Annotated in this window: 28 protein-coding genes, 1 tRNA gene and 1 pseudogene; 16 read left to right on the top strand and 14 right to left on the bottom strand. The window is 39.1% G+C overall.

Annotated features, from left to right (window positions below; translation table 11 throughout):
- Nucleotides 1-2: 2 nt before the first annotated feature.
- The 3 genes from LS69_RS00825 to LS69_RS00830 all read right to left on the bottom strand — a co-directional run bounded on the left by LS69_RS00825 (nucleotide 3) and on the right by LS69_RS00830 (nucleotide 1628).
- Nucleotides 3-704 (bottom strand): hypothetical protein, encoded by a 702-nt coding sequence (locus tag LS69_RS00825; protein WP_138121491.1) that lies wholly within the window; start codon nucleotides 702-704, stop codon nucleotides 3-5.
- Complete coding sequence (locus LS69_RS10235) at nucleotides 652-936, bottom strand: hypothetical protein (protein WP_194145356.1); 285 nt, start codon at nucleotides 934-936, stop codon at nucleotides 652-654. Before LS69_RS10235 ends, LS69_RS00825 begins: the two co-directional genes overlap by 53 nt.
- Nucleotides 937-1337: 401 nt before the next feature.
- On the bottom strand, nucleotides 1338-1628 hold the full coding sequence (locus LS69_RS00830) for a hypothetical protein (protein WP_238699043.1): 291 nt from the start codon (nucleotides 1626-1628) through the stop codon (nucleotides 1338-1340).
- A gap of 134 nt (nucleotides 1629-1762) precedes the next feature.
- Here LS69_RS00830 and LS69_RS00835 point away from each other — a divergent pair, with 134 nt between their 5' ends.
- From LS69_RS00835 to LS69_RS00840, 3 genes are all read left to right on the top strand, one after another.
- Nucleotides 1763-1948, top strand: a complete 186-nt coding sequence (locus LS69_RS00835) for a hypothetical protein (protein ID WP_138121493.1) — start codon at nucleotides 1763-1765, stop codon at nucleotides 1946-1948.
- A 24-nt stretch (nucleotides 1949-1972) separates the two neighbouring features.
- Nucleotides 1973-2107: a hypothetical protein gene (locus LS69_RS11020; RefSeq protein ID WP_275050947.1), complete on the top strand. Its 135-nt coding sequence runs from the start codon at nucleotides 1973-1975 to the stop codon at nucleotides 2105-2107.
- A gap of 71 nt (nucleotides 2108-2178) precedes the next feature.
- Nucleotides 2179-2670, top strand: a complete 492-nt coding sequence (locus LS69_RS00840; protein ID WP_138121494.1) for a cysteine peptidase family C39 domain-containing protein — start codon at nucleotides 2179-2181, stop codon at nucleotides 2668-2670.
- Nucleotides 2671-2690: 20 nt separating this feature from the next.
- Here LS69_RS00840 and LS69_RS00845 read toward each other — a convergent pair whose 3' ends face one another.
- The 5 genes from LS69_RS00845 to LS69_RS00865 all read right to left on the bottom strand — a co-directional run bounded on the left by LS69_RS00845 (nucleotide 2691) and on the right by LS69_RS00865 (nucleotide 8119).
- A complete protein-coding gene (locus LS69_RS00845; protein ID WP_238699044.1) occupies nucleotides 2691-3824 on the bottom strand; it encodes a glycosyltransferase in 1134 nt (377 codons plus the stop codon).
- Nucleotides 3811-5646 carry a UDP-N-acetylglucosamine 4,6-dehydratase (configuration-retaining) gene (gene pglF / locus LS69_RS00850; RefSeq protein ID WP_138121495.1) on the bottom strand — a complete coding sequence of 612 codons (1836 nt, stop codon included), beginning with the start codon at nucleotides 5644-5646 and terminating at the stop codon, nucleotides 3811-3813. Before pglF ends, LS69_RS00845 begins: the two co-directional genes overlap by 14 nt.
- The gene (gene pglE / locus LS69_RS00855; protein WP_138121496.1) at nucleotides 5646-6773 is read right to left on the bottom strand and encodes a UDP-N-acetylbacillosamine transaminase; all 1128 of its coding nucleotides are present in this window, start codon (nucleotides 6771-6773) and stop codon (nucleotides 5646-5648) included. The genes pglF and pglE overlap by 1 nt, the downstream gene beginning before the upstream one ends.
- Nucleotides 6774-6783: 10 nt before the next feature.
- A complete protein-coding gene (locus LS69_RS00860) occupies nucleotides 6784-7404 on the bottom strand; it encodes an acetyltransferase (RefSeq protein ID WP_138121497.1) in 621 nt (206 codons plus the stop codon).
- Between the two features lie 109 nt (nucleotides 7405-7513).
- On the bottom strand, nucleotides 7514-8119 hold the full coding sequence (locus tag LS69_RS00865) for a Crp/Fnr family transcriptional regulator (protein ID WP_138121498.1): 606 nt from the start codon (nucleotides 8117-8119) through the stop codon (nucleotides 7514-7516).
- Between the two features lie 406 nt (nucleotides 8120-8525).
- Here LS69_RS00865 and LS69_RS00870 point away from each other — a divergent pair, with 406 nt between their 5' ends.
- Nucleotides 8526-8750, top strand: a complete 225-nt coding sequence (locus LS69_RS00870) for a hypothetical protein (RefSeq protein WP_238699045.1) — start codon at nucleotides 8526-8528, stop codon at nucleotides 8748-8750.
- Nucleotides 8751-8781: 31 nt separating this feature from the next.
- Entirely contained in the window at nucleotides 8782-9720 is a 939-nt protein-coding gene (gene cmoB, locus LS69_RS00875) for a tRNA 5-methoxyuridine(34)/uridine 5-oxyacetic acid(34) synthase CmoB (protein WP_138121499.1), read from the top strand.
- 52 nt (nucleotides 9721-9772) lie between these two features.
- Here the strand turns inward: cmoB and LS69_RS00880 are convergent, their stop codons facing one another.
- Together LS69_RS00880 and LS69_RS00885 are read right to left on the bottom strand one after the other, a co-directional pair.
- Nucleotides 9773-10375 (bottom strand): sugar transferase, encoded by a 603-nt coding sequence (locus tag LS69_RS00880; RefSeq protein ID WP_202978657.1) that lies wholly within the window; start codon nucleotides 10373-10375, stop codon nucleotides 9773-9775.
- A 75-nt stretch (nucleotides 10376-10450) separates the two neighbouring features.
- Nucleotides 10451-11572, bottom strand: a pseudogene (locus LS69_RS00885) (glycosyltransferase family 4 protein); the annotation flags it as partial.
- Nucleotides 11573-11676: 104 nt separating this feature from the next.
- Here LS69_RS00885 and LS69_RS00890 point away from each other — a divergent pair.
- Nucleotides 11677-12156, top strand: coding sequence for a hypothetical protein (locus tag LS69_RS00890; protein ID WP_138121500.1), 480 nt, complete (start codon nucleotides 11677-11679; stop codon nucleotides 12154-12156).
- Nucleotides 12157-12242: 86 nt separating this feature from the next.
- On the opposite strand, the gene LS69_RS00895 is transcribed toward LS69_RS00890, so the two are convergent.
- Both LS69_RS00895 and LS69_RS10240 read right to left on the bottom strand, forming a co-directional pair.
- Nucleotides 12243-12746, bottom strand: a complete 504-nt coding sequence (locus LS69_RS00895) for a hypothetical protein (RefSeq protein ID WP_138121501.1) — start codon at nucleotides 12744-12746, stop codon at nucleotides 12243-12245.
- A 172-nt stretch (nucleotides 12747-12918) separates the two neighbouring features.
- Nucleotides 12919-13095, bottom strand: a complete 177-nt coding sequence (locus LS69_RS10240) for a hypothetical protein (RefSeq protein WP_194145357.1) — start codon at nucleotides 13093-13095, stop codon at nucleotides 12919-12921.
- Between LS69_RS10240 and LS69_RS00900 the strand changes: the two genes are divergently transcribed.
- The 8 genes from LS69_RS00900 to LS69_RS10245 all read left to right on the top strand — a co-directional run bounded on the left by LS69_RS00900 (nucleotide 13078) and on the right by LS69_RS10245 (nucleotide 21696).
- Entirely contained in the window at nucleotides 13078-13857 is a 780-nt protein-coding gene (locus LS69_RS00900; RefSeq protein WP_138121502.1) for a histidinol-phosphatase, read from the top strand. The genes LS69_RS10240 and LS69_RS00900 overlap by 18 nt on opposite strands.
- 99 nt (nucleotides 13858-13956) lie before the next feature.
- Nucleotides 13957-14055: transfer RNA gene (locus tag LS69_RS10210), tRNA-Sec, on the top strand.
- Between the two features lie 1608 nt (nucleotides 14056-15663).
- The gene (locus tag LS69_RS00905; protein ID WP_238699058.1) at nucleotides 15664-17892 is read left to right on the top strand and encodes a DNA translocase FtsK; all 2229 of its coding nucleotides are present in this window, start codon (nucleotides 15664-15666) and stop codon (nucleotides 17890-17892) included.
- 100 nt (nucleotides 17893-17992) lie between these two features.
- Nucleotides 17993-19294 carry a trigger factor gene (tig, locus tag LS69_RS00910; protein WP_138121503.1) on the top strand — a complete coding sequence of 434 codons (1302 nt, stop codon included), beginning with the start codon at nucleotides 17993-17995 and terminating at the stop codon, nucleotides 19292-19294.
- Nucleotides 19294-19884: an ATP-dependent Clp endopeptidase proteolytic subunit ClpP gene (clpP, locus tag LS69_RS00915; protein WP_138121504.1), complete on the top strand. Its 591-nt coding sequence runs from the start codon at nucleotides 19294-19296 to the stop codon at nucleotides 19882-19884. Before tig ends, clpP begins: the two co-directional genes overlap by 1 nt.
- Before the next feature lie 11 nt (nucleotides 19885-19895).
- The gene (locus LS69_RS00920; RefSeq protein ID WP_138121505.1) at nucleotides 19896-21005 is read left to right on the top strand and encodes a diguanylate cyclase; all 1110 of its coding nucleotides are present in this window, start codon (nucleotides 19896-19898) and stop codon (nucleotides 21003-21005) included.
- Complete coding sequence (gene def / locus LS69_RS00925) at nucleotides 21002-21511, top strand: peptide deformylase (RefSeq protein ID WP_138121506.1); 510 nt, start codon at nucleotides 21002-21004, stop codon at nucleotides 21509-21511. The genes LS69_RS00920 and def overlap by 4 nt, the downstream gene beginning before the upstream one ends.
- Before the next feature lie 47 nt (nucleotides 21512-21558).
- Nucleotides 21559-21696: a hypothetical protein gene (locus LS69_RS10245; RefSeq protein ID WP_194145358.1), complete on the top strand. Its 138-nt coding sequence runs from the start codon at nucleotides 21559-21561 to the stop codon at nucleotides 21694-21696.
- A 29-nt stretch (nucleotides 21697-21725) separates the two neighbouring features.
- Here LS69_RS10245 and LS69_RS00930 read toward each other — a convergent pair whose 3' ends face one another.
- On the bottom strand, nucleotides 21726-22895 hold the full coding sequence (locus tag LS69_RS00930; RefSeq protein WP_138121507.1) for a cation:proton antiporter: 1170 nt from the start codon (nucleotides 22893-22895) through the stop codon (nucleotides 21726-21728).
- A gap of 114 nt (nucleotides 22896-23009) precedes the next feature.
- Between LS69_RS00930 and LS69_RS00935 the strand changes: the two genes are divergently transcribed.
- Nucleotides 23010-24338 carry an aminotransferase class V-fold PLP-dependent enzyme gene (locus LS69_RS00935; protein WP_138121508.1) on the top strand — a complete coding sequence of 443 codons (1329 nt, stop codon included), beginning with the start codon at nucleotides 23010-23012 and terminating at the stop codon, nucleotides 24336-24338.
- A 106-nt stretch (nucleotides 24339-24444) separates the two neighbouring features.
- On the opposite strand, the gene LS69_RS00940 is transcribed toward LS69_RS00935, so the two are convergent.
- On the bottom strand, nucleotides 24445-24627 hold the full coding sequence (locus LS69_RS00940; protein ID WP_138121509.1) for a hypothetical protein: 183 nt from the start codon (nucleotides 24625-24627) through the stop codon (nucleotides 24445-24447).
- 180 nt (nucleotides 24628-24807) lie between these two features.
- Between LS69_RS00940 and LS69_RS00945 the strand changes: the two genes are divergently transcribed.
- Nucleotides 24808-24990: a hypothetical protein gene (locus LS69_RS00945; protein ID WP_138121510.1), complete on the top strand. Its 183-nt coding sequence runs from the start codon at nucleotides 24808-24810 to the stop codon at nucleotides 24988-24990.
- The last annotated feature ends 241 nt before the right edge of the window (nucleotides 24991-25231 follow it).

Below are 25231 nucleotides of genomic sequence, written 5' to 3' on the forward strand. Positions count from 1 at the left end.
ATTTAAGCCTTTGGATTCTCTTTAGAATCCTTAGCTTCTTTTAGCAAGGTTTGCATGATAGAATCACTTGCAGAATCTGTTTGGATAGAGTTCGTGGTATTAGAGATTCCATAAGCGTTATAAGCTTGTCGTGTTTTTAAGTCTTGATTTTCTTTTTCTAGTTTGTCTCTTTGTTCTAAGACTTCAAAGAAAGTTTGGGAGGAATCAAAGTTGGAGGAAAGGGAAGCGAATAAATCATCGGGTTCAAGAAAAGCTATTTGCACTATTCCATCTGAATAATCTCTAAATGGCGATTCGTCTCCATTCCAACTAATGATTGCATTGCCTAATTGAAAAGATTTATTATCTGAAAATCCACTTTGATTTAGCAAATAAACTTGAGTTGTTTCTAAAGCGTTCGCAATTTTATCTTGCTGATTTTGGGGTAGCATTCCAAATTGATTTGCACAATAGAAAAAATTACTAATTGCGTCCTCTAACACAAAAGAAGCACTCATATATTTCGACATAATTTGATTGCAGAGAGCCTCTTGTGCATCTTGTTTGCAGTTTAGGTAGTGTTGGGTAGCACCCTCCCAATCTTTTGAGCTTGTTTTATTTGTTTTATAGACTGCTAAAAGGCTTTGAATCTCTAAACCATTTGGGTTTTCCTTAATCCCTTTTATCTTGCTGATTTTGGGGTAGCATTCCAAATTGATTTGCACAATAGAAAAAATTACTAATTGCGTCCTCTAACACAAAAGAAGCACTCATATATTTCGACATAATTTGATTGCAGAGAGCCTCTTGTGCATCTTGTTTGCAGTTTAGGTAGTGTTGGGTAGCACCCTCCCAATCTTTTGAGCTTGTTTTATTTGTTTTATAGACTGCTAAAAGGCTTTGAATCTCTAAACCATTTGGGTTTTCCTTAATCCCTTGAACTAAAATTTCGTCCATTTGAGTTAATAAATATTCAAGGCTTGTTTGAAAATCAGAATCGCTAGGAACTATTTTATTTGCACTTTGTTTTATTATTTTATCTTTATATTCTATGTGCTTAGCGACAAATGAATCACTGGTGATAAGGCTAAAATTAATTTCAAGAGGGCTATTTTCAGGATTTGTGAGTAATTCATTGATTTTTTGTCTAGCTTCCTCATCACTTAATTGTGCTGTTTGGGATTCTTGTGTGGCTAAATTTGCATTATTGGCATTTTCATTAATGTTTTTTGGTTTGTGATAGCATTATAATTGCTTGGATAAATGGAGTTAGAAAGATAAGAGGGTAACATTTGCCTATCCTTCAAAAGTTAAAATTACTTCAAGGATAAGCAAAATTTATTCCAAAATAATTTTAATTATTTGAAATATTTAATGTTTATCTTGTCTTGTTGAATCCAACTTCTTACCGAGCTATAATTCGTAATTCTCCCTTTTACATTGTTTTGAGGATTTATTGTTTGCACATCACTTGAATTATTTGCATTAATTTTTACAACTTTATCTGTGATTGTATTGTTTTGGAAATTGTAAGTTGTAGCAATTGCTGCATAATAATTAGAACCTAGATTAAAATATGCAGAATCTCCAGCTTCTAGTTCAACTTTGTAATATGCAGTATAATAAACATTTTGTCCCGAATTATTCACTACACCATATTGCTTTGTGATATTTTGTATGGCACAAGTTGTGGGAGGTTTTATTTATCTTGGAACATCTCAATATGGAACTAGATATTACTATATTGAAGTTCAAAAAGATGTTTATCAAGGATTATGCAATAATGGAAAATGACAAGGAAAAAATAGCTTTGGAGGGTGTTATAATGCTATTTTCTCTCTCAAACCATGGAGAAGCCTATGCCAAATCCAGTAAAAGTGAGCTTGGAGAATATGGAAAATACCTAGTTGGAATTCCAAATTCTTGGTTGGATAGCCCAATGATTGCCAAAGATTCTACATTTGAATAAATCAGCAAAGCAGTAGATAAAAATATGGTTGATTGGTTTTTGCAAGAAATGCTAAACATAGAAAAAGAGAACACAAAGAACAAAAAACACACCACAGATTATATAATACAAACTTTGCCAAAAGACGCAAAAGAAGATAAAAAGGGTGAAAGTTTATAAGGATTCTTGAATGAAAATTATTTTAGTTTTTTCTTTGGGTGTGGAATCTGTTTTGGCTTTAGCGCAAGTCATTGCAAGAAATTCATAATCAAAACATCGTGAGGCAAAAATACGAAGAATCTTGCGGTGCGGCGGCTTTGGCTTCGTTGTTGAATCTTTTTGGGGTTAGACAATATCAAGAGGAAGAGATTCTGCAGCAATTAAATCAAAAAACTGATATGCTAAGCTTCCAAGAGTTGCAAAGTGTAGCTACTGCCTTAGGATATGATACGAGGGGATTTAGGCTCACAAGGGAGATTTTAGCGCAAACTTCCTACCCCCTGCTTGTTAGGATAGAAAACGACCCGAGATTCCCTCATTTTGTCGTGATTGTGAATTTTCAAGGTGATTTTCTTAAAGTCTTTGACCCAAATTTCGGAGAATATATCAGCACAAAAAAGGAATTTTATTCTGCATGGGATAGGGATATGCATGGTGGTTATGCGCTAGTAGTGGCTGATAAGGCAAAGACAAAGCCCAAAATCCAGCCCCTAAGATTCCCAAATCCAAGATTTTTTGACTAAACGCACAGAGTGCAGAATCCTTAAATTAAGGCTTGTTTGATGAGGTGTTGCCATTTTTCTAGCACGACTTTTTTAGAAAAATGCGCGTGAATTTCTGCGGTGTTTTGCGCGTAGGAATTTCTAGCTGCTACTATTTTGACAAGTGCATTGGCTAAGGATTCCACCCTTGCTTCCCGACTTTCGTCCATTTTTACTAGGATTCCATTAGGCTTTTCGCTCGTGATAATCTCTTTGGGACCATAAGGACAATCAAAGCTCACCACAGGAGTGCCACACATTAGCGATTCTATAAGCACATTGCTTAGGGCTTCTTTATGACTTGCGAGGGCGAAAAACTCCGCATTTTCATAAAAAGGGCGCAAGGATTCTATTTTACCTAGAAATACGCACTTTAGCCCTTGTGCTTGGGATTGCAACGCTTCTTTTAGGATTCCATCTCCAGCAAGAAGCAGGGTGTATTGTGGGAATTGTGTGCTAAAGATTCTAAAAGCGTCCAAAAGCTCATCAAATCCTTTAGACTCAATCATTCTTCCCGCACTTAGAATGTAAGGTTTTTGGGAGTTGATAAACTCTAGCGTGGTTTGTGGAATCTGAACTTGGGGGATTTCCACAGGATTAGGCAAGACAAAAGCGTTTTTGATAGAGGAATAATGCCGCAAATCCTGTCTAGTAAGCGTGGTAACACAATATGCCAAAGGATAAACCAAACCCCGCAAAATGCGCCAAAACCTAGAATCTAACGCGGTAAAAATGCTATGTTCTGTTGCAATGCTTGGGATTCTAGCCATTTTGGAGGCAAGAATCGTTAGAATGTTGGTTTGGTGGATAAATCCGATACTTAAATCTACCTTTTCTCGCCTAAAGGCACCGCAGAGCTTGAATATTCGCACGAGATTACCCAAGATTCCTTTGTGCTTAGTTGTGATAGTTTGGATTTCCACTTTGGAATCTAGTGGATAGAATCTCTCTTCATCACTCCAAACAAAAAGCAAGATTCTATATTGGTGTGCTAACGCGTTGGCGAGGATACATGCCACGCGCTCCGCTCCGCCCATTCTAAGGGAGGAAATCACGAGTGCTAGGCTTTTGCGATTCTCTTTTGGCGGTGTTTGGGAGGATTCTTGCGTTTTTGGCATAGTTTTAAGCGTTGGCATTGTGGTTAAACTCTATGACGATTTCTTTGAGCTTCGCGATTCTTTGTGTGTAACTTTCACATTCAAGCAATTCTAAAATATCTGCATTTAGTTTGTTAATATCGTATTTTGTGGGGCGCGCAACTTGTATGGAGGGATATTTTGTTTTTTCTTCACTTTCGTCTAAAAGCAACTCCTCATAGAGTTTTTCTCCCGGACGCAATCCGCTAAATTCAATGGCAATTTCATTTTCCTTGCCATAAAGTCGTAGCATATTTTTCGCCAAATCCACGATTTTTACCGGTTCGCCCATATCCAAGATGAAAATCTCTCCCCCTCTAGCAATCGCACCTGCTTGAAGCACGAGGCGACAAGCTTCGGGAATCAGCATAAAATAGCGCGTGATTTCTGGGTGTGTAACCGTGATAGGACCGCCGCTTTCAATTTGCGCTTTGAATTTCGGCACGACAGAACCGCTACTTCCTAGCACATTGCCAAATCTCACAGCGACAATTTCGCTTCTCTTGGATTCTACATTTTGTGCGTATAATTCCACGATTCGCTTTGTCGCGCCCATTACATTTGTCGGACGCACAGCTTTATCGGTAGAAATGACGACGACTTTTGGCACATTTGCGGCAATCGCACCATCTAGCACATTTTTGCTTCCGATGATGTTGTTTTCAATCGCGCTCTTTTGGTTGTATTCGCACAATGGCACATGCTTATAAGCGGCTGCATGGACGACAATATCGGGTTTTTCTTCTAAAATAAGTGTGTCGAGGCGTTCTTTTTCTAAAATACTTAGCAAACAAGGACGAAATGAAGTGCTTAGATTCCCTATTTTTCGCATAATGTTTTGGTTTAATTCCTCTAAAATATAATAGAGATTAAACTCGCTATGTTCTACTAGCACAATGCGCTTCGCGCCAAATTCTACGCATTGGCGCACGATTTCGCTTCCGATACTTCCACCTGCACCTGTGATAAGAACCTTTTTGTCTTTTAGAAATTTCCCGATGACTTCTGTGTCTAAATCCTTGCTTGGGCGCGAGAGCAAGTCTTCAATAGAGATATTTTTAAGCGGAAGTTTCGGATTCTTTTGCGCGTCGTCTTTAAGTAAGTTAGCGATTTTAATCTCTTCTATACCAAGCTGTGTAAGTTCGTTGAAGATTCCTTCAAGAGGCGGTTTAGCAAAGGTTCTAGTGAGGATTGCGGATTTGATTTTGTGTTTGGAGATGAGTTCTTTAAGCGCGGATTTAGGGTAGATTTTGAGGTTTGAAATATAATTGCCAATGGTTTTTTCATCTTCTTCAATGATTGCAAGGGGATAGAATGGAATCTCGCTATTTAAAGCGGCTTTAATCAAGGTCGCACTTTGGGTGTTCGCACCAAAAATCAAGGTAGGTTTAGGCGAGTTTTTAGGCGAGTTTTCTAAATAAATGCGCTTAGAGATACGAATCGCACCGATGAAAATGCTAGAAATCACGAAATCAATCCCAATCACGCTTAAAGGAAAATCGCCAAAGAATCCGACAAGTGCGAGAGTGCAGAAGATTCCATAAGCTAAAATATGGGCATAAAAGATTTTGAGTGCTTCTAATAAGCCAAAGAATCGCCAAGGCACGAGGTAGATTTTAAAAACGCTTAGACTAAAGATTTTTAGCACAATCAAGGCGCAAAAAACAAGCACGACAGAGCGACTAAACTCCAAAGGTACTTGAAAGCTAAAGCGCAAATCATAAGAAAGAATCAGCGTAAAATAAGAAACCAACAAATCAATGCCAACAAAGAAAATAATGCGCTTGGCATTGCTTGGGCGAAATAGGGTGGATTGTAACACTAGAGCGACTTTAGGAAGTTTTGAACGAGATTTGCGATTCTATCAATATCACGCTTTTGCAATGCGCCGCCACTTGGCAAACAGATTCCGCTTTCAAAAAGTTGCTGACTTGTGCCATCGCTAAAATGCAAAGAATCACGAAAGATTGGTTGCAAGTGCATAGGCTTCCATAAGGGGCGCGATTCTATTTCTTCTTTGGCAAGGGATTCTACGAGTTTAAGCGGGTTTGCCTTGGGGTTTAAAAAGCGCAAAGTGCTAAGCCAACGATTCCCTCTTGAGTTTGGAATCTCTGGCATAAATTCTATGTTTTGGGATTCCACTTCGTTTTGCAAGGCTTCCTCATACCAAGAAAAAATTTCGCGTCTTTTAGCGACTTTTGCTTCAATTTGTTCTAATTGTCCTACGCCAATGGCTGCGCAAATATTGCTTAAGCGGTAGTTGTAGCCATAGTCTAAATGCTCATAAAAAGGCAGATTTTCTCGCGCTTGAGTAGAATAATAACGCGCTTTTTCTATGTTTTTTTGAGATTTGCCAAGTAGCATTCCTCCGCCGCTTGTCGTGATGATTTTGTTGCCATTAAAGGATAAAACGCCATATTCTCCGAAAGTCCCGCTGTGTTTGCCATCATAAAATGCGCCTAGCGATTCTGCGGCATCTTCAATCAGTAAGATTCCATATTGTGCGCAAATCTCCGCAATCTCTGCGATTTTGGCGCATTGCCCATAAAGATGTGTAACGATTAAGGCTTTGGGCTTTTTAGGCATAGATTCTATGGCTTGGACGAGTAGTTTGGGGCTAAGATTCCAAGAAGTAAAATCGCTATCAATGAAAATTGGAATCGCGCCTTGATAAAGAATCGCGTTAATAGAGCCAATAAAGGTAAAACTACTTGCAAGCACGAAATCCCCCTGTGCGATTCCGCTCACGCGCAACGCCAAATGCAAAGCGGCTGTGCCAGAGTTTAAAGCCAAAGCGTTAGGAGAATGCGTGTAGGATTTCATCTCTTCTTCTAAACGATTGACAAACGCTCCCAGCGGGGCGATATAATTGCTTTGGAAAGCTTCATTGACATATTGTTGTTCTTTGCCACTTAGTTCTGGAGGAGATAAAAAAATCTTAAAGCCCATAAATCATTCCTTAGTTTAGAATCTTTTTCGCGGGGTTGCCCACGACTTTTTGGCGGGATTGAATCTCTCCAATCACGACACTTCCTGCTCCAATGACGCAATAATCGCCGATTTGTTTGCCTTCAATTACTACACTACTTGCCCCGATGTGTGTGCAGATTCCGACACACACCCCGCCACAAAGTGTTGCATTAGGCGCGATATGAGAAAAATCGCCGATTTTGCAATCGTGTTCTATAACGCTTCCGCTATTGATGATTGCGCCAATGCCAATTTGCGCGCGCGCATTAATCACTGCATTAGGCATAATCACCGCTCCATCAGAGATTTTAGCTGATTTTGAGATGATAGCACTTTTATGAGCAACAAAAGGCAAACGAAATCCATTTTGGGCAAAAAATTCATAAAGCTTTTGGCGCACATAATCATCACCAATCGCTAGGATAATGCTAAATTCCCTTGCGTCTGCGAGTTTCAGAAATTCCTCTCTTGAAATTGCCCCGATTTTATTGAGGGTTTTGCCTTTGGGATTATCATCTATTAGAATCTTGAAGTTAAGGTTTTGGGATTCCAAAATATCCGCGACAACAGCTCCATGACCACCCGCGCCAAAGATTGCTAGTTTTTCCATTCTCACGCTTTTAACTTACCTTTCCAACTTGCCTTTTTAGAGGTTTAAAATCCTTTGGGATTTTATCCAAAATTTCATCTTTTGGTGCGTTTTTGTTGAAATTTTTGGCTTAAGATTTTAAAACAATCTTTCCTTTTTGCGTGTTTAGGATTCCTTGCGCTTTGAGTTCCCGAATCACGCGGGAGAGCGATTCGGCACTCGTGTTGAGTTGCTGTGCGATTTGTCGTTGGGTGAGGTTTGGAAGTTGGGCAAGATTGGCTTGTAAAAACTGCATCAAGCGTTCTTTTAATCCTAAGGAATTTTGGGTAATGCGCGATTCTAGGGTTTTGATTTTATCGCAAAGTGAGGCAATGAGTTGGAAGCAAAAAGTCGGATTTTCTGTGCATTGTTTTTGTAGGGTTGCAAGGTTGATTTCTAAAATCTCGCATTCTTCCTCACAGGCTGCATTCGCGGGAAAGGGTTGATTAAGGAAACTTGGCATTTCGGCGATAAAGTTGGGCGCGATGATTTGGTGCAAAACCTGTTCTTTTGGTGTTCTTTTGGTGCTTTTATTCCTTGATTTTGTGGCTTCTTCTAGGGTTTTGTAGATTCTGACTTTGCCACTTAAAAGCACAAAAAGTTGTTTTGGATTCTCTCCTTCAAAAAATAGGATTTCATTTTTTTGGTAGAAGCGTTTGTAGCCCAAAGGAAATAATGTCTTGAGATAATCTTGCATTTGGAATCCCTTATAATATGAAGTGTTGCTGTTGGGGTATTTTAACAAAAGGATTAACGATTATCAACTTTTTTAAGAAAAAATTTAAGCAGTATTATAAAAATCAATGAATCTTTGGTTTTTTAAAAAAGGAAAATTTTTTTAATCTCCTTGTTTTTGGTAGTGCGTAGATTGTGTTTAAGAATCCTGCGGAGATGATTTTGGCTTTTGTTACTTATTGTAACAACCATAGCAAAGAGTTGCGAATCCTTAGAGGGATTTGTCTTGCTTTTGGGCTTTGGGTGTTTGATTAGGCTTGTCATAAGGGATTAAAAGCGGACAAAAGAGTTTTAGCTGTAAATAATTTCTTTAGCGGATTGGTTGTATAATTCCACCTTTACAAATAGATTAAATGGGAATTATACAAATGTCAAAGGCTATCAAAATCAGCAAAATCGGAATCTTAACGCTTTGTGCTATCATTAGTAATGGTTGTTATCAAAACTCTTGCGGAATCTCCTCATCTTATTGGGACGAAAAGACTTATTATTATGATGGGCAGGGAAATTATCGCGAGAAATGTCCAGATAATATTATTTACAAAGAAAAAGCCTTGCAACAACAAGAGCAAGATGCTTTGGAATCTTTTTAGATTCTAAATTTATGGAATCTTAAAAACTCCTATGAAGTTAGAGAATCTTCAAGAATGCCTAGCACAAAAACGAAATGAGCGCAAACGCGCTCTGGGTTTTAAGAATATCGCGCCATTTCTTGCGCAGATAGAGCGATTAAATGCGATTCCAACGACTGAATTAGAGGGCGCGAGTATTGAATATCAGGATTCTATCACGCTTTTGCTTCCAAACCTTAGCGCGGAATCTTTTGCTATTGTTTGTGAGGTTGCTAAAGCCTTGATTCCTTGGCGCAAAGGACCTTTTAAGATTCATTCTTTAGAGATTCAAAGCGAATGGAATAGCGCGATTAAATACAATTTGCTTGAGCCTTATTTGGATTTGCAAGGGAAAATTGTGGGAGATATAGGGTGTAATAATGGCTATTATATGCTCCGCGCTTTGGCGAAGAATCCTGCGAAAATCATCGGGTTTGACCCTATGCCATTGTGTTTTTTGCAATACCAATTTTTGCAATTTTTCGCGCAAGAGAATCGTTTGGAGTTTGAATTGCTCGGCATTGAAGAGCTGTTGTATTTTGAAAAGAGATTTGATGTTTTGCTTTGTTTGGGTGTGCTATATCATCGCAAAAGTCCGCTTGATGCAATAAAACTTGTTTATAACGCGCTAAAAAGTGGCGGAGAAGCGGTGTTTGATAGCTTGATTATAGAGGGAGAAGACGCAATTGCGCTTTGTCCGCAAGGAAGCTACGCGAAAATGCCTAATGTTTATTTTATCCCAACGCTCAATACCTTTAAATCGTGGCTTAGTCGGTGCGGATTTAAAGAGATTGTGCATATCGCCACGCTAAAAACTGCGTTTGAAGAGCAACGCAAAACGCAATGGAGTAGCGGGGAATCCTTACAGGATTTTTTAAGCCCCAATGGCGAACGAACCCTTGAAGGTTATCCCGCCCCTAGACGCGCGTATCTAAAGGCGAAAAAAGCTTAAATTGCACTTGGATTCTAAGCACAAAGACGCCAAAAGGATAATGCAATGATTTTTAGTGTTTGGGATTTGGATTGCCTTGAAATTTCTCCATAGTTGGGCTTGTTTTAGAATGAATATCTTTGCGTTTTAGAACCTTGTAAAAAGTCTTCCATAAAATCTTGCAATCAAGCCAAAATCCGATATGATTGACATACCACACATCAAGTGCAAATTTTTCTTCCCAAGAAATCGCATTGCGTCCATTGACTTGCGCCCAACCTGTGATTCCGGGTTTGACTTCGTGGCGACGCGCTTGTTCTTTAGAATACAAAGGCAAATACTCCACCAATAGCGGACGCGGACCTACGAAGCTCATCTCGCCTTTTAGGATATTAAAGAGTTGGGGCAACTCATCTAAACTGCTTTTGCGAATCAACTTCCCAAAGCCCTCTAGTCGCTGTTCATCGGGCAATAACTCTCCCTTTTTGTCGCGTTTGTCGTTCATCGTGCGGAATTTATAGATTTTGAAAATCTTGCCCTCTTTGCCCGGTCGTTCTTGTGTAAAAAGCACAGGTGAGCCTAATTTGGTGCGTATTAATAAAGCTGTGAAGAAAAGAATCGGTGAGAAAAGAATCACCAAAAGGAATGCGAGTGAGAAATCTAGTAAGGGTTTTATGCGATTTTGATAAAACTTGTTTGCTGTGGTAGGTTTGGAATCCAAAGCCAAATGGTAGAGGGATAAATAGCTTTGCACAATGGAATCTGTGCCAAATTGTGCGCAAATCTTCTCGCGGCTTGCTTGTCCAAAATGCTTCCTTAAGTCTCTATCTTCGCTTAATTGTGCGATTCTTTGGGCTAGTTCTTGCGCATTTCCAATTTCAACTAAGAATCCGTTTTTGCCATTTTCTACGACTTCGCGACAGCCGATTGCATTTGTTGTAACGATAGGTTTGCCCATACTTCCAGCCTCTAAAAGTGTGCGCGGAATCCCCTCACGGAAGCTTGGCAAAACAAAAATATCACAAGCCCCAACGAGTTCGCGTATATCGTGGCGCACACCCAAATAAACCACGGCTTTAGAACCTCTTAAAAACTCCAAGCTCACAGGTGCGATATTGCCCAAATCCACCCCGCCAACATATAAAAAAACGAGATTTGGGTGAGTGCGGGAGAGAATCTCTGCGGCTTGGTAGTATTCTCTAACGCCTTTATGGACAATCGCGCGTGCAATCATTAGCACGATGATAGAATTGCTTGAAAGGGGGTGGGGGAGTTGTTGGCTTAAACTTTGTCGCACTGCTTGGCGGGATTCCTCCTTCAAAGGAGCAAAGGAGTGCGTATCAATGCCTGAACCCTTAATCAGCACAGCTTTTTCTCGGCTTAAGATTCCTTTTTGCACATAAAATTCCAAATCGTCATTGTTTTGAAAAAGCACTTTTGTAGCGATGCGAAAAGCGATGCGGTTAAGGGATTCTATCACAAAGCGCAAACAACGGGTTTTAAAGGTTTCTTCAATGTAAAAACTTCCTAATCCTGTAAGGCTATTAATCACACAATCTATCCCTGCAAAAAAAGCCGCAAATGAGCCATAAATGTTAGGTTTGAGCATAAAAGTATGCACAATATCGGGCTTTTCTCTTTGTAAGATTTTCGTAATCTCTTGGATTGTCTTGAAAGCTCCCAAAGGATTCAAACTTCCTCTGTTGATGGAATAATCTATCGCTAAGATTCCAAGCGGTGCAAATTTGTTAAAATCCTTTCCTTTTGGGATTAGCGCAATCACTTCGTGTCCTTTGGCTTGAAGTGCTAACATAATGGGCAAACGAAAAAGATAGAGATTAGAATCTGTATGGGAGAGAAATAAAACTTTCATTTTTAGCCTTTTTAGATTACAAAAATTTCTTAGAATTATAGCACCAATAAAGACAACAGATTGCCTTACGATATGCTATAATTTGCCATTTTTAAGGAGAGTGCATGGACGAGGATTTTATCAAGCCCGAAGAAGAGGATTTTTTAAACAAACCAGACGCTGATGCAGTCTTGCAAAAAGCGTGTTTAAATATTGATTTAAACAATGGCACAATCAAAGAGCAAAAATATGGAAAGTCTGCGGTTTTGCTAGAAACTTCAAGCAAAATGGTAGTGGATAAAAATGGCTTGATTCACTCGGGGAATCTGTTTTCAAGTGCCGCGTATGCTGCGCTTTTGGCGGTGAATAATCCTAATGGAATCGTAATTGGCGCGGAAGTGAAGTTTTTAGCTCCGATTGAATTGGGCAACGAAGTGCTATTTCGCGCAGAAACTCTGCAAGAAGATACCAAAAAGCGCGAAGTCAAAGTAGAGGGATTCGTGCTTGATATTAAGATTTTTGATGCGATGTTTTATATCGCAGTTTTTGACAAGCATGTTTTAAGTCTGCATATTACAAAAGAAATGGAAAAGAAAATGGGCTAATTATGATAGTTTGGATTCTGCATTGCCAAAGCAATCTGCAATATTAACTTTAAGAAAATGTGCAATGGAATCGCAAACTAGCGTAATTATGCCTTAATAGCCTGTAAAATCTCACTTAAAATATCAATGGCTTTTGACTTTTCCGCTTCAAAGATATGTTGGGGCTTTGGACCCCAATTTCCCAATTCATCTAAATATCCGCCATTGTTTGAAAGTCTTTCTAGTGTGCTAATTGACTTCTCTAAAATATTTTCAAATTTTGTAGAATCCGTCTCATTAAACCATTGTTGCATAATATTATATCCATTATCCGTAGTGCCATAAAGCCTTTCTGATTCTAGTGCCGCTGCTTGTGCAAAGCCTACAATAATCATAAAAGTGGCTTTTGCATCAGAAATATCCCATTCAAGAATATCCCATAATCGTTGTGGTGATTCCTCTTGTGTTTCTTGCGTGTCTTGAATCTCATTTGCGTGATTGCTTTGCAAAGATAAAAGCATATCAAACGAAGTTGTGCTATTTTGACTTTTTTCTGTTGCGCTTTTATACGCATGGATTCCATGTGTAAATGAATTTGTGCTAACTTGCATATTCTTGTAATTTTTTCTTTATCCTCTGTGGTGTAGTTCTCTGCGCTAAAGGCGATTCCACAACTCAAAATACTCGCGAGTGCAAAACTAAAGATTCTTTTTGTAATTTTTAATTCCTTAAAAATTAAGATATGTAAAATTTTAAGCAAAAAGTATTCCTAAATCTAAATATTTATGGCAATGGAATCCTCACAATAATATACGGATTTGCTAGAAGCCTAAGATTCTTAACGCAAATGTTGCTATAATAACCCCCTAAATGATTTAGATTTGTTGCGATTCCATACAGCCATATTCTCGCGACAATCAGACAAAATACAAAAGGATAACAATGCGAGTGGATTTGCATAACCACACAAGCCTTTGCAAACACGCAACAGGCACAATGGAAGAGTATGTTTTAAAGGCAATCCAAGAGGGGATTGATGTTTTTGGATTCTCTTGCCATAATCCGATGAATTTTGATAAAGATTACCGAATGAGCTTTGAAGAATTGCCCTTGTATCTGAATGAAATTGCACGACTTAAAGAAAAATATGCGGGGCAAATTGAGATTCTTAGTGCGTTAGAGATTGATTATTTGCCCCCATTTATGGAAGAGAAGTTGCTAGAATTGCCGCTAGATTATAGAATCGGAGCGGTGCATTTTTTGGGAGATTGGGGGTTTGATAATCCGGAATTTATCCGTGAATATGCCAAACGCGATATTAATGATTGTTGGAGTGAGTATTTCAAAGCCACAGAGGCATTGGCAAATAGCGGGAAGTTTGATATTTTGGCGCATATGGATTTGATGAAAATTTTTAATTATCGCCCGACAAAAGACTTGCGCCTTGAAATAGAATCCACGCTTAAAGCAGTAAAAAAAGCGAATATGTGTGTGGAGTTGAATGCTGCGGGATTCCGCAAAGAAGTAGGGGAACAATATCCGAGTGTGGAGATTTTGCAAATGGCGTATGCGTTGGAGATTCCAATCAGCTTTGGAAGCGACGCACACGCGGTGGAGCAAATCAACTTTAAGCGTTTGGAGCTAGAATCTATCGCAAAATCCATAGGCTATACGAAATGCGCAGTATATCGCCAAAGAGAGCGTGAATTGGTGGAATTTTAGTGTTGATTCTTAAAGAATCTCAATAAAAATTAAGTAAAATTGCGCTAAATTCTCATCTCTTTTTACTTTATAATAATGCTTTTGAGTTTGGGAGCTTTTGGAGGGTATATGTCGCTGGTGGGCATCGTGGGCTTCAAACCCATTTGAGCGGATAGGTGTCTATTTGCTGGGGAGTTCGATTCTCTCACCCTCTCGCCACTTTTAAGATATTTTTAAGGAATTACTATCAAAACAAATTTTTTAAAAACTCTAACGGAATATTTTACAAAGAAAAAAATCTCTTACAAAATGCAGAGTGTCTCTGCGTTGCTAATATTTGGAATCTTGACGATTTTAGGGACTTTGGAGACTTTTTCGTTTTTAAACCCTTTGAGCAAAGCCCAATTTTGGCTTTTTGGCTATGTGGGTTATGTTTGGCTGTTTGTTGTGGCATTTTTGGCTTATCGTTCTGCGGGTTTACCTAATTTCAAAGAAAGTCGGTTTTTAGAAAAAACGCTTGGTGCTGTTATCGGCGTTTTTGCTTTGCTTGTTTTGCAGGGATTGTTTTTTGAACACGCGGGAATTTTAGGTGTTGCATTTAATAGTGTGCTTGCGCCCATCATCACGCCTTTAGGTGTTTTTGTCTTGGATTTGGCTTGTTTTGGGTTTAGTGTGATTCTATATAGCGGAAAATCCCCCAAAGAATTAGCCAAAATGCTTGTTAAAGACTTAAGAGAGGATTTGCAGCAAAGCAAGATTCCGCAAGAAAAAATCACAAAACACAAGCAAAGTATTAAAAATTTCGCCCTAAGATTAAAAGCTTTTTTCACGCCACCAAGCAAACAGGATTCTAAAAACTATCAAGAATTCGCACAAGGAGAAATGCCACAAAACACTATCCAAGAATCCCACGCGCATAAATCCTCCATTTTGCCTTTTGCAAAAACCCCAAATGCTCCACGCGCATTGACTTTGGAAGAGTTGATTGAGCAAAGCAAGAATAATCCACCACCTAATCCATTTGGCTTTAACCTTAAAGAAGCAGAGGAAAATGCACAAGAAGATTCTTTGGAAGAAGATTTTGCCGAAGAATCAGCCAATGAGACTTTTGGAGACTTTAATTCCCAAGAGCCTTTTGAAAAAGAAATTGATGAACTAAGACAAGAAGCCGAATTGCCAATGCGAGAAGACAATCCGCTTGAAAATCATTTCAAAGAATCAGAAAATATCCCGCAAATCCGCATTGTTAGCCCACAAGAAGCAAAGCAACAAGGCTTTGATGTCGCGCAATTTCAGCAGGAATCTATCGCAAGTTTGGAGAGTTTCAAACTCTTTGAACAAAATTATTCATATCCCGATGAAGAGCCAAAAGAAGAGGTGATTCGGCTTATCAAAAAAGAAGAATTAAGCACGGATAGGATTGCGCAAAACGACTTTTCTAATGAGTTTAAAACACAACCCCAAGATTCTTATGTAAATCAAGAGATTCCACAAGATTTACGAAACTCGCAGGATTCCACCGCACAAACTCCAAAACCTAAGCCCATCAAGGCTTATCCTAAGAATCTTTACGCCGCCACGCCCTTTAGTGCGTATTATGATAAAAAACCTGTTGGCACACAGGATTGCCTCGTGCAAGAAAATGCGACAAATGGGGATTATGCTCACGATTTGCCCAAATCCAAAGAATCGCGAGTTTCCGAGCCAAGCACGATTTTTTACTATGGCAATCTAAAAAGCACACGCCCAATTCAAGCGCAAGAAATGCAACAGATTGCACAAGCAAGATTGCAAACCAACGAAAGCCCAAAAGAAGCTTTAAATGAGATTCCAAACCCAACGCAAGAAGGAATCCCAAGTGATGGGGGGTTGCCACAAGAAGAGGCGCAAGAAGAGGTTAAAATAGCTGAAACGATTGAAGCAATTGAAACAACAAGTGAAAGCCTAAATGAAAATGCAGAATCCAATGAGGATTTCAGTGTAAATGAAAATGCAATTCCTAAAGAGAATCTTAATGAAAACCTTAATGACAATCCAAACTCCAATGAGAATCCCAATCCGATTCCACAAGAAAATGTAAATGAGATTCCACCTCAAGCAGATTCTCCAACGCTCAACCATATTATCCGACAAGTGATTCAAGAGTTTATGGAATCCCAACCCAAGCAATCTTCTTTGGATTCTAAAGAAAGTGAGAGTTGGGAAGAGGAAAAGGATAAAGCGCAAAAAGAGCCACCAAAAGAAGCGCAAAACTCTAATACTTACGAATCTCTAATGCAGAATCCAAGCTTTTTAAATTCTACAAAGGCGACCGAGATTAACGAAGCGGAAATCCCCTATATTCAGCCTTTTGTGGCGAATAATATTCCTAATTATGGATATATGCCAACGCCACAAAGCATTCCGCAAGAAAAAATGTCAACTTCTGAAGTGATTAGTTTGTTTGACAATGCCACAAAAGCTCAAAAAGTGCCAAATAGTGTGCAAAATGTAGAATCCCAAACTTTAGAGGATTCCGCATTTAAAAACTTAGAAACAAAAGAAGACAACTTAAATTTAGCCAACGAATCTGCCCTTATTGCTTCTGCGTCTTCAAATGCGGAATCTTTAAGCCATTCTGCACAAACTGAACCACAAAACGCGGAATCTCAAAGTGCAGAATCTAAAGAATTTGTCCTGCCCAAACTAGAGTTTTTGCAAGCCCCAAAAGAAGAGCGCGTAGAGATTGATGAGGGGGAGATTGACCGCAAAATCAACGATTTGCTAAGCAAACTTAGAATGTTTAAGATTGAAGGCGATATTGTGCGCACTTATTCAGGACCTATTGTAACGACTTTTGAATTTCGCCCAAGTCCTAATGTCAAAGTCTCTAGGATTCTGACTTTGCAAGATGATTTGGCGATGGCATTACGCGCGAAAACGATTCGGATTCAAGCTCCCGTGCCGGGCAAAGATGTCGTAGGGATAGAGATTCCAAACAACCAAATTGAAACGATTTATTTGCGAGAAATTTTAGAGAATGAATCGTTTGTGAATTCCACTTCGCCTTTGACTTTAGCACTTGGCAAGGACATCGTGGGAAATCCTTTTGTAACAGATTTGAAAAAGCTCCCGCATTTGCTGATTGCTGGGACGACGGGAAGCGGTAAGAGCGTGGGGATTAATGCAATGATTCTTTCTTTGCTGTATAAAAATTCCCCCAAACAGCTTAAGCTGATTATGATTGACCCTAAAATGTTGGAATTTAGTATTTATAATGAAATTCCGCATTTGCTAACACCGGTAATCACGCAACCCAAAAAGGCAATCATTGCGCTTGATAACACGGTTAAAGAAATGGAACGAAGATATGCGCTGATGAGTGAAGCAAGGATTAAAAACATTGAAGGTTATAATCAAAAAGCCGAAATTGAAGGCTTTGAACCTTTCCCTTATATCGTGGTAATCATTGATGAATTGGCAGATTTGATGATGAGCGGAGGCAAGGAAGCGGAAGTCTCTATCTCGCGTCTTGCGCAAATGGCGCGTGCGAGTGGAATCCATCTCATCGTAGCGACACAGCGTCCAAGCGTAGATGTCGTAACAGGGCTGATTAAGGCGAATCTGCCCTCACGCATTAGCTACAAAGTCGGGCAAAAAATTGATTCTAAGGTTATTTTGGATAGTTTTGGCGCAGAATCTTTGCTGGGTCGTGGGGATATGCTTTTCACTCCACCCGGAGGCGGAATCGTGCGCTTACACGCTCCTTGGAGCACAGAAAATGAGATTGAAAAGATTGTGGAGTTTATCAAGTCTCAATGTCCGCCACAATACGATGAAAGCTTTATGCCTAATGAAGATGAGGTTTTGGGTTTGCGCGTAGAGGGGGAAACCGATGAGCTTTATGAGGAAGCCAAACGCATTATCTTAAATGATGGCAAAACCTCCATTAGCTATATCCAGCGAAGACTTGGGATTGGGTATAATAAGGCAGCAAATATTATTGAACAAATGCAAGCGCGTGGATTCTTAAGTGAGCCAAATTCTAAAGGAGTGCGTGAAATTTTGGGTGATTAATCCTTGATAAAATTTTGCCTTTGTAAGGTTAAAGTTTAAGATAAGTTTTGATAGAATAAGCCCCATACAATGTTAAATTAAATTTTGGAGCATACAAAGAATGAACTCAAGTCTGAAAGTTAAAAGTATTAATAGTGCAAATGCGGTTGCAGAGGCTGTTATTCCTACGGATACACTGAATCAAAAGTTGGACAAAGTAACCAAAGCTGCAAGTAAAAATGTCAAAATTGACGGATTCCGCAAAGGGCATGTTCCTGCGAGTGCAATCAAACAACGCTATGGCAAACAGCTAGAAGAAGACGCACAAAGAGAATGTGTGCAAGAACTCTTGCAAGAGATTCTAAAAGAGCTTAAAGTAGAAGCACAAGCACTCATCGGCGACCCACGCATTACGAAGTTTGACAAAAAAGACAATGGGATTGAAGTGGAGATTGAATTGAGCTTGACTCCTAATGTTCCTTTGGATAGAGTAGAAGAATGCGTCCCAGAAGTGAAGATTCCGGAAGTTACAGAGGAAGACATCACAAAAAGACTTGAAGATATAGCAAGTGCAAGAGCTCCTCTTGTAGGTATTGAAGATGGCAGACGCAAACTAAAAGACGGAGAATATGCGAAAATCAACTTTGAAGGGTTTATTGATGGTGAGCCTTTTGAAGGAGGAAAAGCGGAGAATTATTTGTTGCAAATCGGCAGCAAATCTTTCATTGAAGGTTTTGAAGAGCAGCTCATTGGTATGAAAAAAGCAGAGGAAAAAGAAATCAATGTAACTTTCCCAGAGAATTACCAAGCAGCGCATTTAGCAGGGAAACCCGCCGTTTTTAAAGTCAAGTTGTTAGAGATTCAAACAAAAGGAAAGATTGAAATTGACGATAACTTCGCCAAGACGCTTTTGCCAGAAGAGAAAGATGCGAGCGTTGAAACGCTAAAAGAAAAAATCAAACAACAACTCCAAAACGAGAAAAAACACGAGATTTATAACAATCAGCTAAAAGAGATTTTGATTGAAAATCTTAACAAAAATATCACATTTGATTTGCCGGATTCTATCGTGCGCCAAGAAATGGATTTGTTGTTTAGGAATAGCTTGGTTTCTCTTTCTAAAGAAGAGCAAGAAAAACTTGCCAAAGAACCTGAAGCACTCAAATCTAAGCGCGAAGAGCAAAGAGAAAATGCAGAAAAAAGTGTGCGCATCACTTTCATTATTGACGCAATCGCAAAGCGCGATAAAATAGATGTCCCAGATAACGAAGTGGTCAATACAATTTATTATGAAGCCATGGCAATGCGTCAAGATCCAAAGGCGATTTTTGAATATTATAAAAATAACAATTTAATCCCCGCAGTAAAAATGGCAATGCTTGAAGATAGAATTTTAACTGCATTGTTGGATAAGAGGGCATAATGAGCTATTATGTGCCAACGGTCATTGAAAAATCTGGGAGGGGTGAGCGTGCTTATGATATTTATTCTAGGCTTTTAAAAGATAGAATCATTTTGTTAAGTGGGCAAATTGACGATGGGGTAGCTTCTTCTATCGTCGCACAGCTTTTATTTTTGGAAGCTGAAGATCCAGAAAAAGATATTTTTTTGTATATCAATTCTCCCGGAGGAGTTGTAACAAGCGGGCTTAGTATTTATGATACGATGAATTATGTGAAACCTGATATTAGCACGATTTGCATTGGTCAAGCGGCAAGTATGGGAGCATTTTTGCTTAGTTGTGGGACAAAGGGCAAACGCTATTCTCTGCCCAATTCTCGTATTATGATTCATCAGCCATTAGGAGGAGCGCAAGGACAAGCCACAGAGATTGAAATCCAAGCGAAAGAGATTTTGCGCCTTAAGGCAAGTTTGAATGAGATTTTGGCTGCTAATACGAATCAGCCATTAGAGAAAATCGCTAAAGATACCGATAGAGATTTCTATCTAAGTGCTTATGAAGCGCAAGAATATGGATTGATTGACAATGTTTTAACTAAGAGCTTAAAATAAGGGGGTAAGTGATGAAAGATGATTTTGATTCATTTGAAGGATTGCAAAGCTTTGAAACAGATGGAATCGAAGAGGCTTCATCAAATGGTTCTTCTTTCTCATCGTTTGGCTTAGATACTGCTTCAACTCCGGGAGAATCCGTAGATACAGGTTCATCAGAAGCAAATACTTTGGAGGATTATGGTGCACAAATTATCCGCTCATTAAATGCTAATGGAATTGCACCTACTCCCTATAATTATAGAATCTATTTTGAAAAATTGCTAGAGGACAAAACACAGCAGTTTAAAGACAATGCAACCCAATTCATTAGCCTTGATTTAACACCCACAGAGCGGCAGGCTTTGCTTGAAGATAAGGTATTAAAAGCTAAGAATTATATGACAAACACCTTGCAACAAGTGGGCGCGACTTATAAAAATCTCCAACTCTTGCAAAATATTCTTAAAAAACACGAACGCGAAGTGAGTGCTACTAATAATGCGATTGCCTTACAAAACATTATCGCGGTTTTTGAAAAAGAGTTGGTTCAGCTAGGTGAAGCCACAAAAGCGCAACTCCAAAACATCAAATCCTCCTACGATAAAAGCATTCAAGCCATTGAAAGCATCGCAAACAATATTATCTGCGATGAAAAATACGGGCTTTATAACCGCAATTTTTTGGATATTAGAATCCTTGCCGAGCTAGAATCTATCCATGTAGAAAATTACAAATCCTCCCTTGTGCTAATCCAAATCACTAAAAGCCTTGCGCGTCGCATTACTTCAGAAAAAAACACAATGCTAATCAATCGCGCAGTTTCTAAGATTCTACAAAAAATCGCCAACAAAAGTGATGTGTTGGCTTATTGTGGCGGGGAAGTTTTTGGGATTCTGCTTAGCCATAGCGATAAAGAATCCGCCAAACGCTTCGCAAATCGCTTGATTGAAAAAGTCGCAACCACAAATATCTTTTTGGGCGAAGAGGAAATTTCTCTTAGTGTTTGCACTGGAATCGTAGAGATTGATTCTGCTTCTAAAAGCAAAGAAGTCTTCAAAAACGCCCTTGAAGCACTCAAAAAAGCTTCTAATAGCAATGTTTCTTTTGTTCTTGCAGGAGAAGGCAAGGAAAAACATTGAATCTAGAAGTCATCACTTACCCCAATCCGCTTTTGAGGCAAGTTTCAAAGCCAGTGGAATCCTTTGACGCAGAGCTCCATAGTTTACTAGATGCAATGTATGAGATTATGTTGGAGAAAAACGGCGTTGGTATTTCTGCGATTCAAGTTGCTAAGCCTATTCGTGCGCTGTTGATTTGTATCCCCGATGAGGAGGGAAATCAGCACAAAGAAGATTTGCTAGAAGTCATCAATCCCGAAATTATAGAAAAAGATGGTGAAATCGTATTTAGCGAGGGGTGTTTGAGTGTTCCGGAATTTTATGAGGAAATCAAACGCGCAAACACGATTAAAGTCCGCTATCAGAACCGCTTTGGAGAGAAGCAAGAAATCATAGCAGAGGATTATCTAGCAGTGGCTTTTCAGCACGAAATTGACCATTTAAATGGGGTTTTATTTATTGATAAACTTTCCATTGTCAAGCGCAAAAAGTTTGAAAAAGGCTTGAAGCAAAAGCATAAATTCTAAGCTCCAATCTAATAGCTATAATGCTAATTTGATTTTGTAATATCTGTATGCAAACCAAGTTGCTTAAAGTCTTGTCGCGGGATTCTATATTGTTAAGTCCTTATTGCGTGATTACAGACTTAAGCCTTATGGTGCGATTTTGTGCCGCGCATTGTTTGGCTTGTCGTCTTTGTCAAAAGAAGTAAATGTAAATGGCACAACCATTATCAAGCTTTTAAGAAGATTTTGCCGATTGGGAGGGATAGCTTTCAATCAGCTTAATGCAAATAGTCAAAAAGATTCCCTCCAAAAGTGCAGCAAGAATGAAAGCATAATATTCGTGCAGTCTAATAGCGTTAAATTGTAGCCCAAGCTGCGCGGTGGCGACGAGAAATGTGAGTGGCATAGAATGGCTAAAAGCAAATAAAATCGTTCGTTTTGCGTTATTGAAGTATTTGCGATACGCGACAAACGCCCCAAGTAAGCGTAAAGCAACCATTATAAGAATAATTGTAAGGGTGAGCGAAAAAAGTTGTTGGTTTTGCATAATAAGATTCAAATCCAGCGTAGAGCCGACGAAAATAAAAAACAAAGGAATAAAGAATCCAAAGCCAAAATCATTTAGTTTTTCAATCAAGCCTTTATGGTGGTGGAAATAAGTCGCCAAAATCATACCGGCTAAAAATGCTCCAAGCACACGCTCCAAGCCTAGAATTTGCGTGATTCCAATCAGAATTAAAAATAGCATTGCACTGAAGCGAATATCTTGATTTTTGTTTGCATTTTTGGGAATGAAGAAAAATTTAAGAGTAGGAAACCACCAAAACAAAATATCCGCGATTTTAAAGATTCCAACAATTGCGCTTAAGAAGATAAACAAAACAAGCAAAGTCCGATACAATTCCCAATTTAACCCATAAGAATATGCGCCATTAAGCACGACTAACACGACGATACTAATCAACTCACCTAAGATTCCGACATTGAGCGCGAGTTGCAACCAAGGCGTGTTTTTGGGATATTCTTTGAGCAATGCCATAATCATACCCAAGCTCATCACGGGCAAAGCGGCAATGTAGAATTTAGACAAACCTGCATTTAAAACATACAAACAAGCCACGCCATAAAGAATCGCGAAGTAAATAAATGCGGATTTTAAGAAGTGGATTCCGAGTTTGCTAAAAGTCTTCAAATCCACCTCTAAGCCACATAAAAACATCAAAAATAAGAATCCAATATGCGCGATAAAGCTTAAAGAATCCGAATGTGAAAACAGCCCGAAATGAAAAGCAATCGCACCGAGAAGAATCTCTGTAACCACAAGAGGCAAACGCAAAAGTGAGCTTAAAAAGGGTGCGACAACAATCAAAATAGCAATAATACCAAAGGTGATAATGCTTTCCATAAGGCTTGAAACTCCATAAATAAAAGCTAGAAGTATAACTTACTTTAGAATAATTTGCCCTAAATCTGTGGTAAAATGTGCATTAAAAACTAATTTTATTTAGGAATCTTAAAAATGATTCAAGATTTTTTTAAGCCGCTTTTGCAGAATCTGCCCGATGATAAGGAATCCAAACGAGAAGTTTTGCGCCAAGAATGTATTTTGCAAACAGGATTCCACCATTTTGATTGGACTGCAAGCGGATTAGCGGCGCAATGTGTGGAATCACGAATGCGTAAGATTCTGCCATTTTATGCCAACACACATTCGACAAGTAACTCCCATGCGGAACTTACAAGCTCCTTGTATGAGGGTGCGCGCGAGAGGCTAAAAAAGATTTTTGGTTTGGATTCTAGTTTTGCATTAATTGCTTGTGGGTTTGGTTCAAGTGCGGCAATTAAGAAGTTTCAAGAGTTGTTAGGTATTTATATTCCGCCTAAGACGAAGCAGGTTTTAGGGTTGGATTCTTCGTGGAATCCCTCTTCACTTCCTTTGGTGATTATTGGACCTTATGAACATCATAGCAATGAGTTGAGCTTCCGAGAGGGATTGTGCGAAGTCGTGCGCATTGGGCTAGACGCGCAAGGATTGGTGGATTTGGAATCGCTGAAGTCCATTTTAAGCGCAAATGCTGGGCGTAAAATCATCGGTTCTTTCGCGTTGGGTTCTAATGTGAGCGGAATCCTTGCACCTTTTGATAAAATCTCTCATCTGATTCGTTCTTTTGGGGGAATCGTGTGCTTTGATTGCGCAAGCACTTCGGCGTATTTGGATATTCCGCCAAGCTTTTATGATGCGATTTTTCTCTCACCACATAAGCTTTTAGGTGGAATTGGCGGAAGCGGAATCTTGATTGTTTCCTGTGCTTTGATTGACAAAACCTTACCGCCTACCTTTTGTGGTGGAGGTGTCGTGGGATATGTTTCGCGCAAAAGTGCGCAGTATTATGCGCAAGAACAAAGGCGTGAAGAGGCGGGAACTCCCGGAATCTTGGAGTTTTTGAGGAGTTTTTTGGGCTATGCGTTGCGCGAAGAAATTGGGCAAGAATGGATACGCGCTGCTAAGATTCCTTATATCACGCAGTTTAGGGAGTTTTTAGAAAATGAGCCAAAGATTCTTTCTTATGGGAATTTGGCGCATAATGAATTGGGGATTTTTTCTTTTAATCTTCGCGGAATCTCGCCTTTTGAAGTGTCGTATAGGCTATCTAAGCAATATGGGATTCTAACGCGTGCAGGTTGCTCGTGCGCAGGACCTTATGGGCATGATTTGTTGGGGCTAGAAGATGGGGAGATTTTCTCCCAAAAGCCCGGTTGGGTGCGCTTAAATGTGCATTACACGCACACACAAGAAGAAATCAATCAACTCTTAAGCGCACTAAAGGAAATAATTAGGGATTCTTAAAAGCTTTGACTTTAAGTGTGGAATCCCACCTCCTTGCAATGATGATAAGGTAGATATTGTGTTATTATGAATGAGCAAATACACACCGCGAGTTTTTGTAAAACTCTCAATGACATACCTTAGCACCCTTTCGCCATTGCAAGGAGCGAAGCGATAAAGCAATCCATAACTTTAAACAGAATAGGATTCTACAATGGCGAGATTCTATATTGTAGATTGCCACGAATTGCGTTGCAATTCTCGCAATGACGATAGAAACCAGCCCGTCTAAATCAAAGCCAAAGCACATTCATCGTCATTGCGCAGACCGCAAAAGCAGAAAATCCTGAATCCCTAGCTGTTTGTGGTTTTGTAATGGCGAATTTGCACTCCTACCACAATCAAACTACACAAAATCTTAACAACTTCTTTGAAAATTATTTGCAAGTGTTTCTTATAATTCTTGGCAATAAAACATAAAAGGCTTATAATGAAAAAATCAATTTTCATCTTTTTGTTGGCTGTATCATTTTTCGCGGGTTGCGAGGGCAGAGTCCAACCGCTACAAGAATTAGAAGAGATTGCAGAGATTGGCAATCCTCATCTTAATGCTAGTTTGATTTACAAAACCTACTTTAGACGCGCTTTTATCTTCCAAAACGGCGTTTTATAAATCTGCACATTGGGTTTAGAATCCAAAACCAAGCGTGATTTCTCTTCACCCATTTTTCTTCAACAAATCCAATTCCAAGTAATTTATCGCATTAAAATTAAATTAAGCAAATTTTAAGGGGGGGGGGGGGCATAATTATTTTTTATTTGAAAAAAGTGTGAAATGTAAAATCAATCATTATTCAAATTTACGGCTTTTATAGGATTCAATAAAATAAATCATGCAATTTTATATCCTCAAA

The sequence above is a fragment of the Helicobacter sp. MIT 05-5294 genome, from assembly GCF_000765675.1.
Taxonomy (GTDB): Bacteria; Campylobacterota; Campylobacteria; order Campylobacterales; family Helicobacteraceae; genus Helicobacter_D.

Coding starts and splice junctions, on each gene's coding strand:
- LS69_RS00900 (WP_138121502.1), top strand. CDS start 13,078: ATGCGAGTGGATTTGCATAACCACACAAGCCTTTGCAAACACGCAACA.
- LS69_RS00845 (WP_238699044.1), bottom strand. CDS start 3,824: ATGCCAACGCTTAAAACTATGCCAAAAACGCAAGAATCCTCCCAAACA.
- LS69_RS00945 (WP_138121510.1), top strand. CDS start 24,808: ATGAAAAAATCAATTTTCATCTTTTTGTTGGCTGTATCATTTTTCGCG.
- LS69_RS10240 (WP_194145357.1), bottom strand. CDS start 13,095: ATGCAAATCCACTCGCATTGTTATCCTTTTGTATTTTGTCTGATTGTC.
- LS69_RS00940 (WP_138121509.1), bottom strand. CDS start 24,627: ATGTGCTTTGGCTTTGATTTAGACGGGCTGGTTTCTATCGTCATTGCG.
- LS69_RS00920 (WP_138121505.1), top strand. CDS start 19,896: ATGAAAGATGATTTTGATTCATTTGAAGGATTGCAAAGCTTTGAAACA.
- LS69_RS00930 (WP_138121507.1), bottom strand. CDS start 22,895: ATGGAAAGCATTATCACCTTTGGTATTATTGCTATTTTGATTGTTGTC.
- LS69_RS10245 (WP_194145358.1), top strand. CDS start 21,559: ATGCAAACCAAGTTGCTTAAAGTCTTGTCGCGGGATTCTATATTGTTA.
- LS69_RS11020 (WP_275050947.1), top strand. CDS start 1,973: ATGGTTGATTGGTTTTTGCAAGAAATGCTAAACATAGAAAAAGAGAAC.
- LS69_RS10235 (WP_194145356.1), bottom strand. CDS start 936: ATGGACGAAATTTTAGTTCAAGGGATTAAGGAAAACCCAAATGGTTTA.
- LS69_RS00860 (WP_138121497.1), bottom strand. CDS start 7,404: ATGGAAAAACTAGCAATCTTTGGCGCGGGTGGTCATGGAGCTGTTGTC.
- LS69_RS00865 (WP_138121498.1), bottom strand. CDS start 8,119: ATGCAAGATTATCTCAAGACATTATTTCCTTTGGGCTACAAACGCTTC.
- clpP (WP_138121504.1), top strand. CDS start 19,294: ATGAGCTATTATGTGCCAACGGTCATTGAAAAATCTGGGAGGGGTGAG.
- LS69_RS00870 (WP_238699045.1), top strand. CDS start 8,526: ATGTCAAAGGCTATCAAAATCAGCAAAATCGGAATCTTAACGCTTTGT.
- tig (WP_138121503.1), top strand. CDS start 17,993: ATGAACTCAAGTCTGAAAGTTAAAAGTATTAATAGTGCAAATGCGGTT.
- LS69_RS00835 (WP_138121493.1), top strand. CDS start 1,763: ATGGAAAATGACAAGGAAAAAATAGCTTTGGAGGGTGTTATAATGCTA.
- LS69_RS00890 (WP_138121500.1), top strand. CDS start 11,677: ATGGACGAGGATTTTATCAAGCCCGAAGAAGAGGATTTTTTAAACAAA.
- cmoB (WP_138121499.1), top strand. CDS start 8,782: ATGAAGTTAGAGAATCTTCAAGAATGCCTAGCACAAAAACGAAATGAG.
- pglE (WP_138121496.1), bottom strand. CDS start 6,773: ATGGGCTTTAAGATTTTTTTATCTCCTCCAGAACTAAGTGGCAAAGAA.
- LS69_RS00935 (WP_138121508.1), top strand. CDS start 23,010: ATGATTCAAGATTTTTTTAAGCCGCTTTTGCAGAATCTGCCCGATGAT.
- LS69_RS00895 (WP_138121501.1), bottom strand. CDS start 12,746: ATGCAAGTTAGCACAAATTCATTTACACATGGAATCCATGCGTATAAA.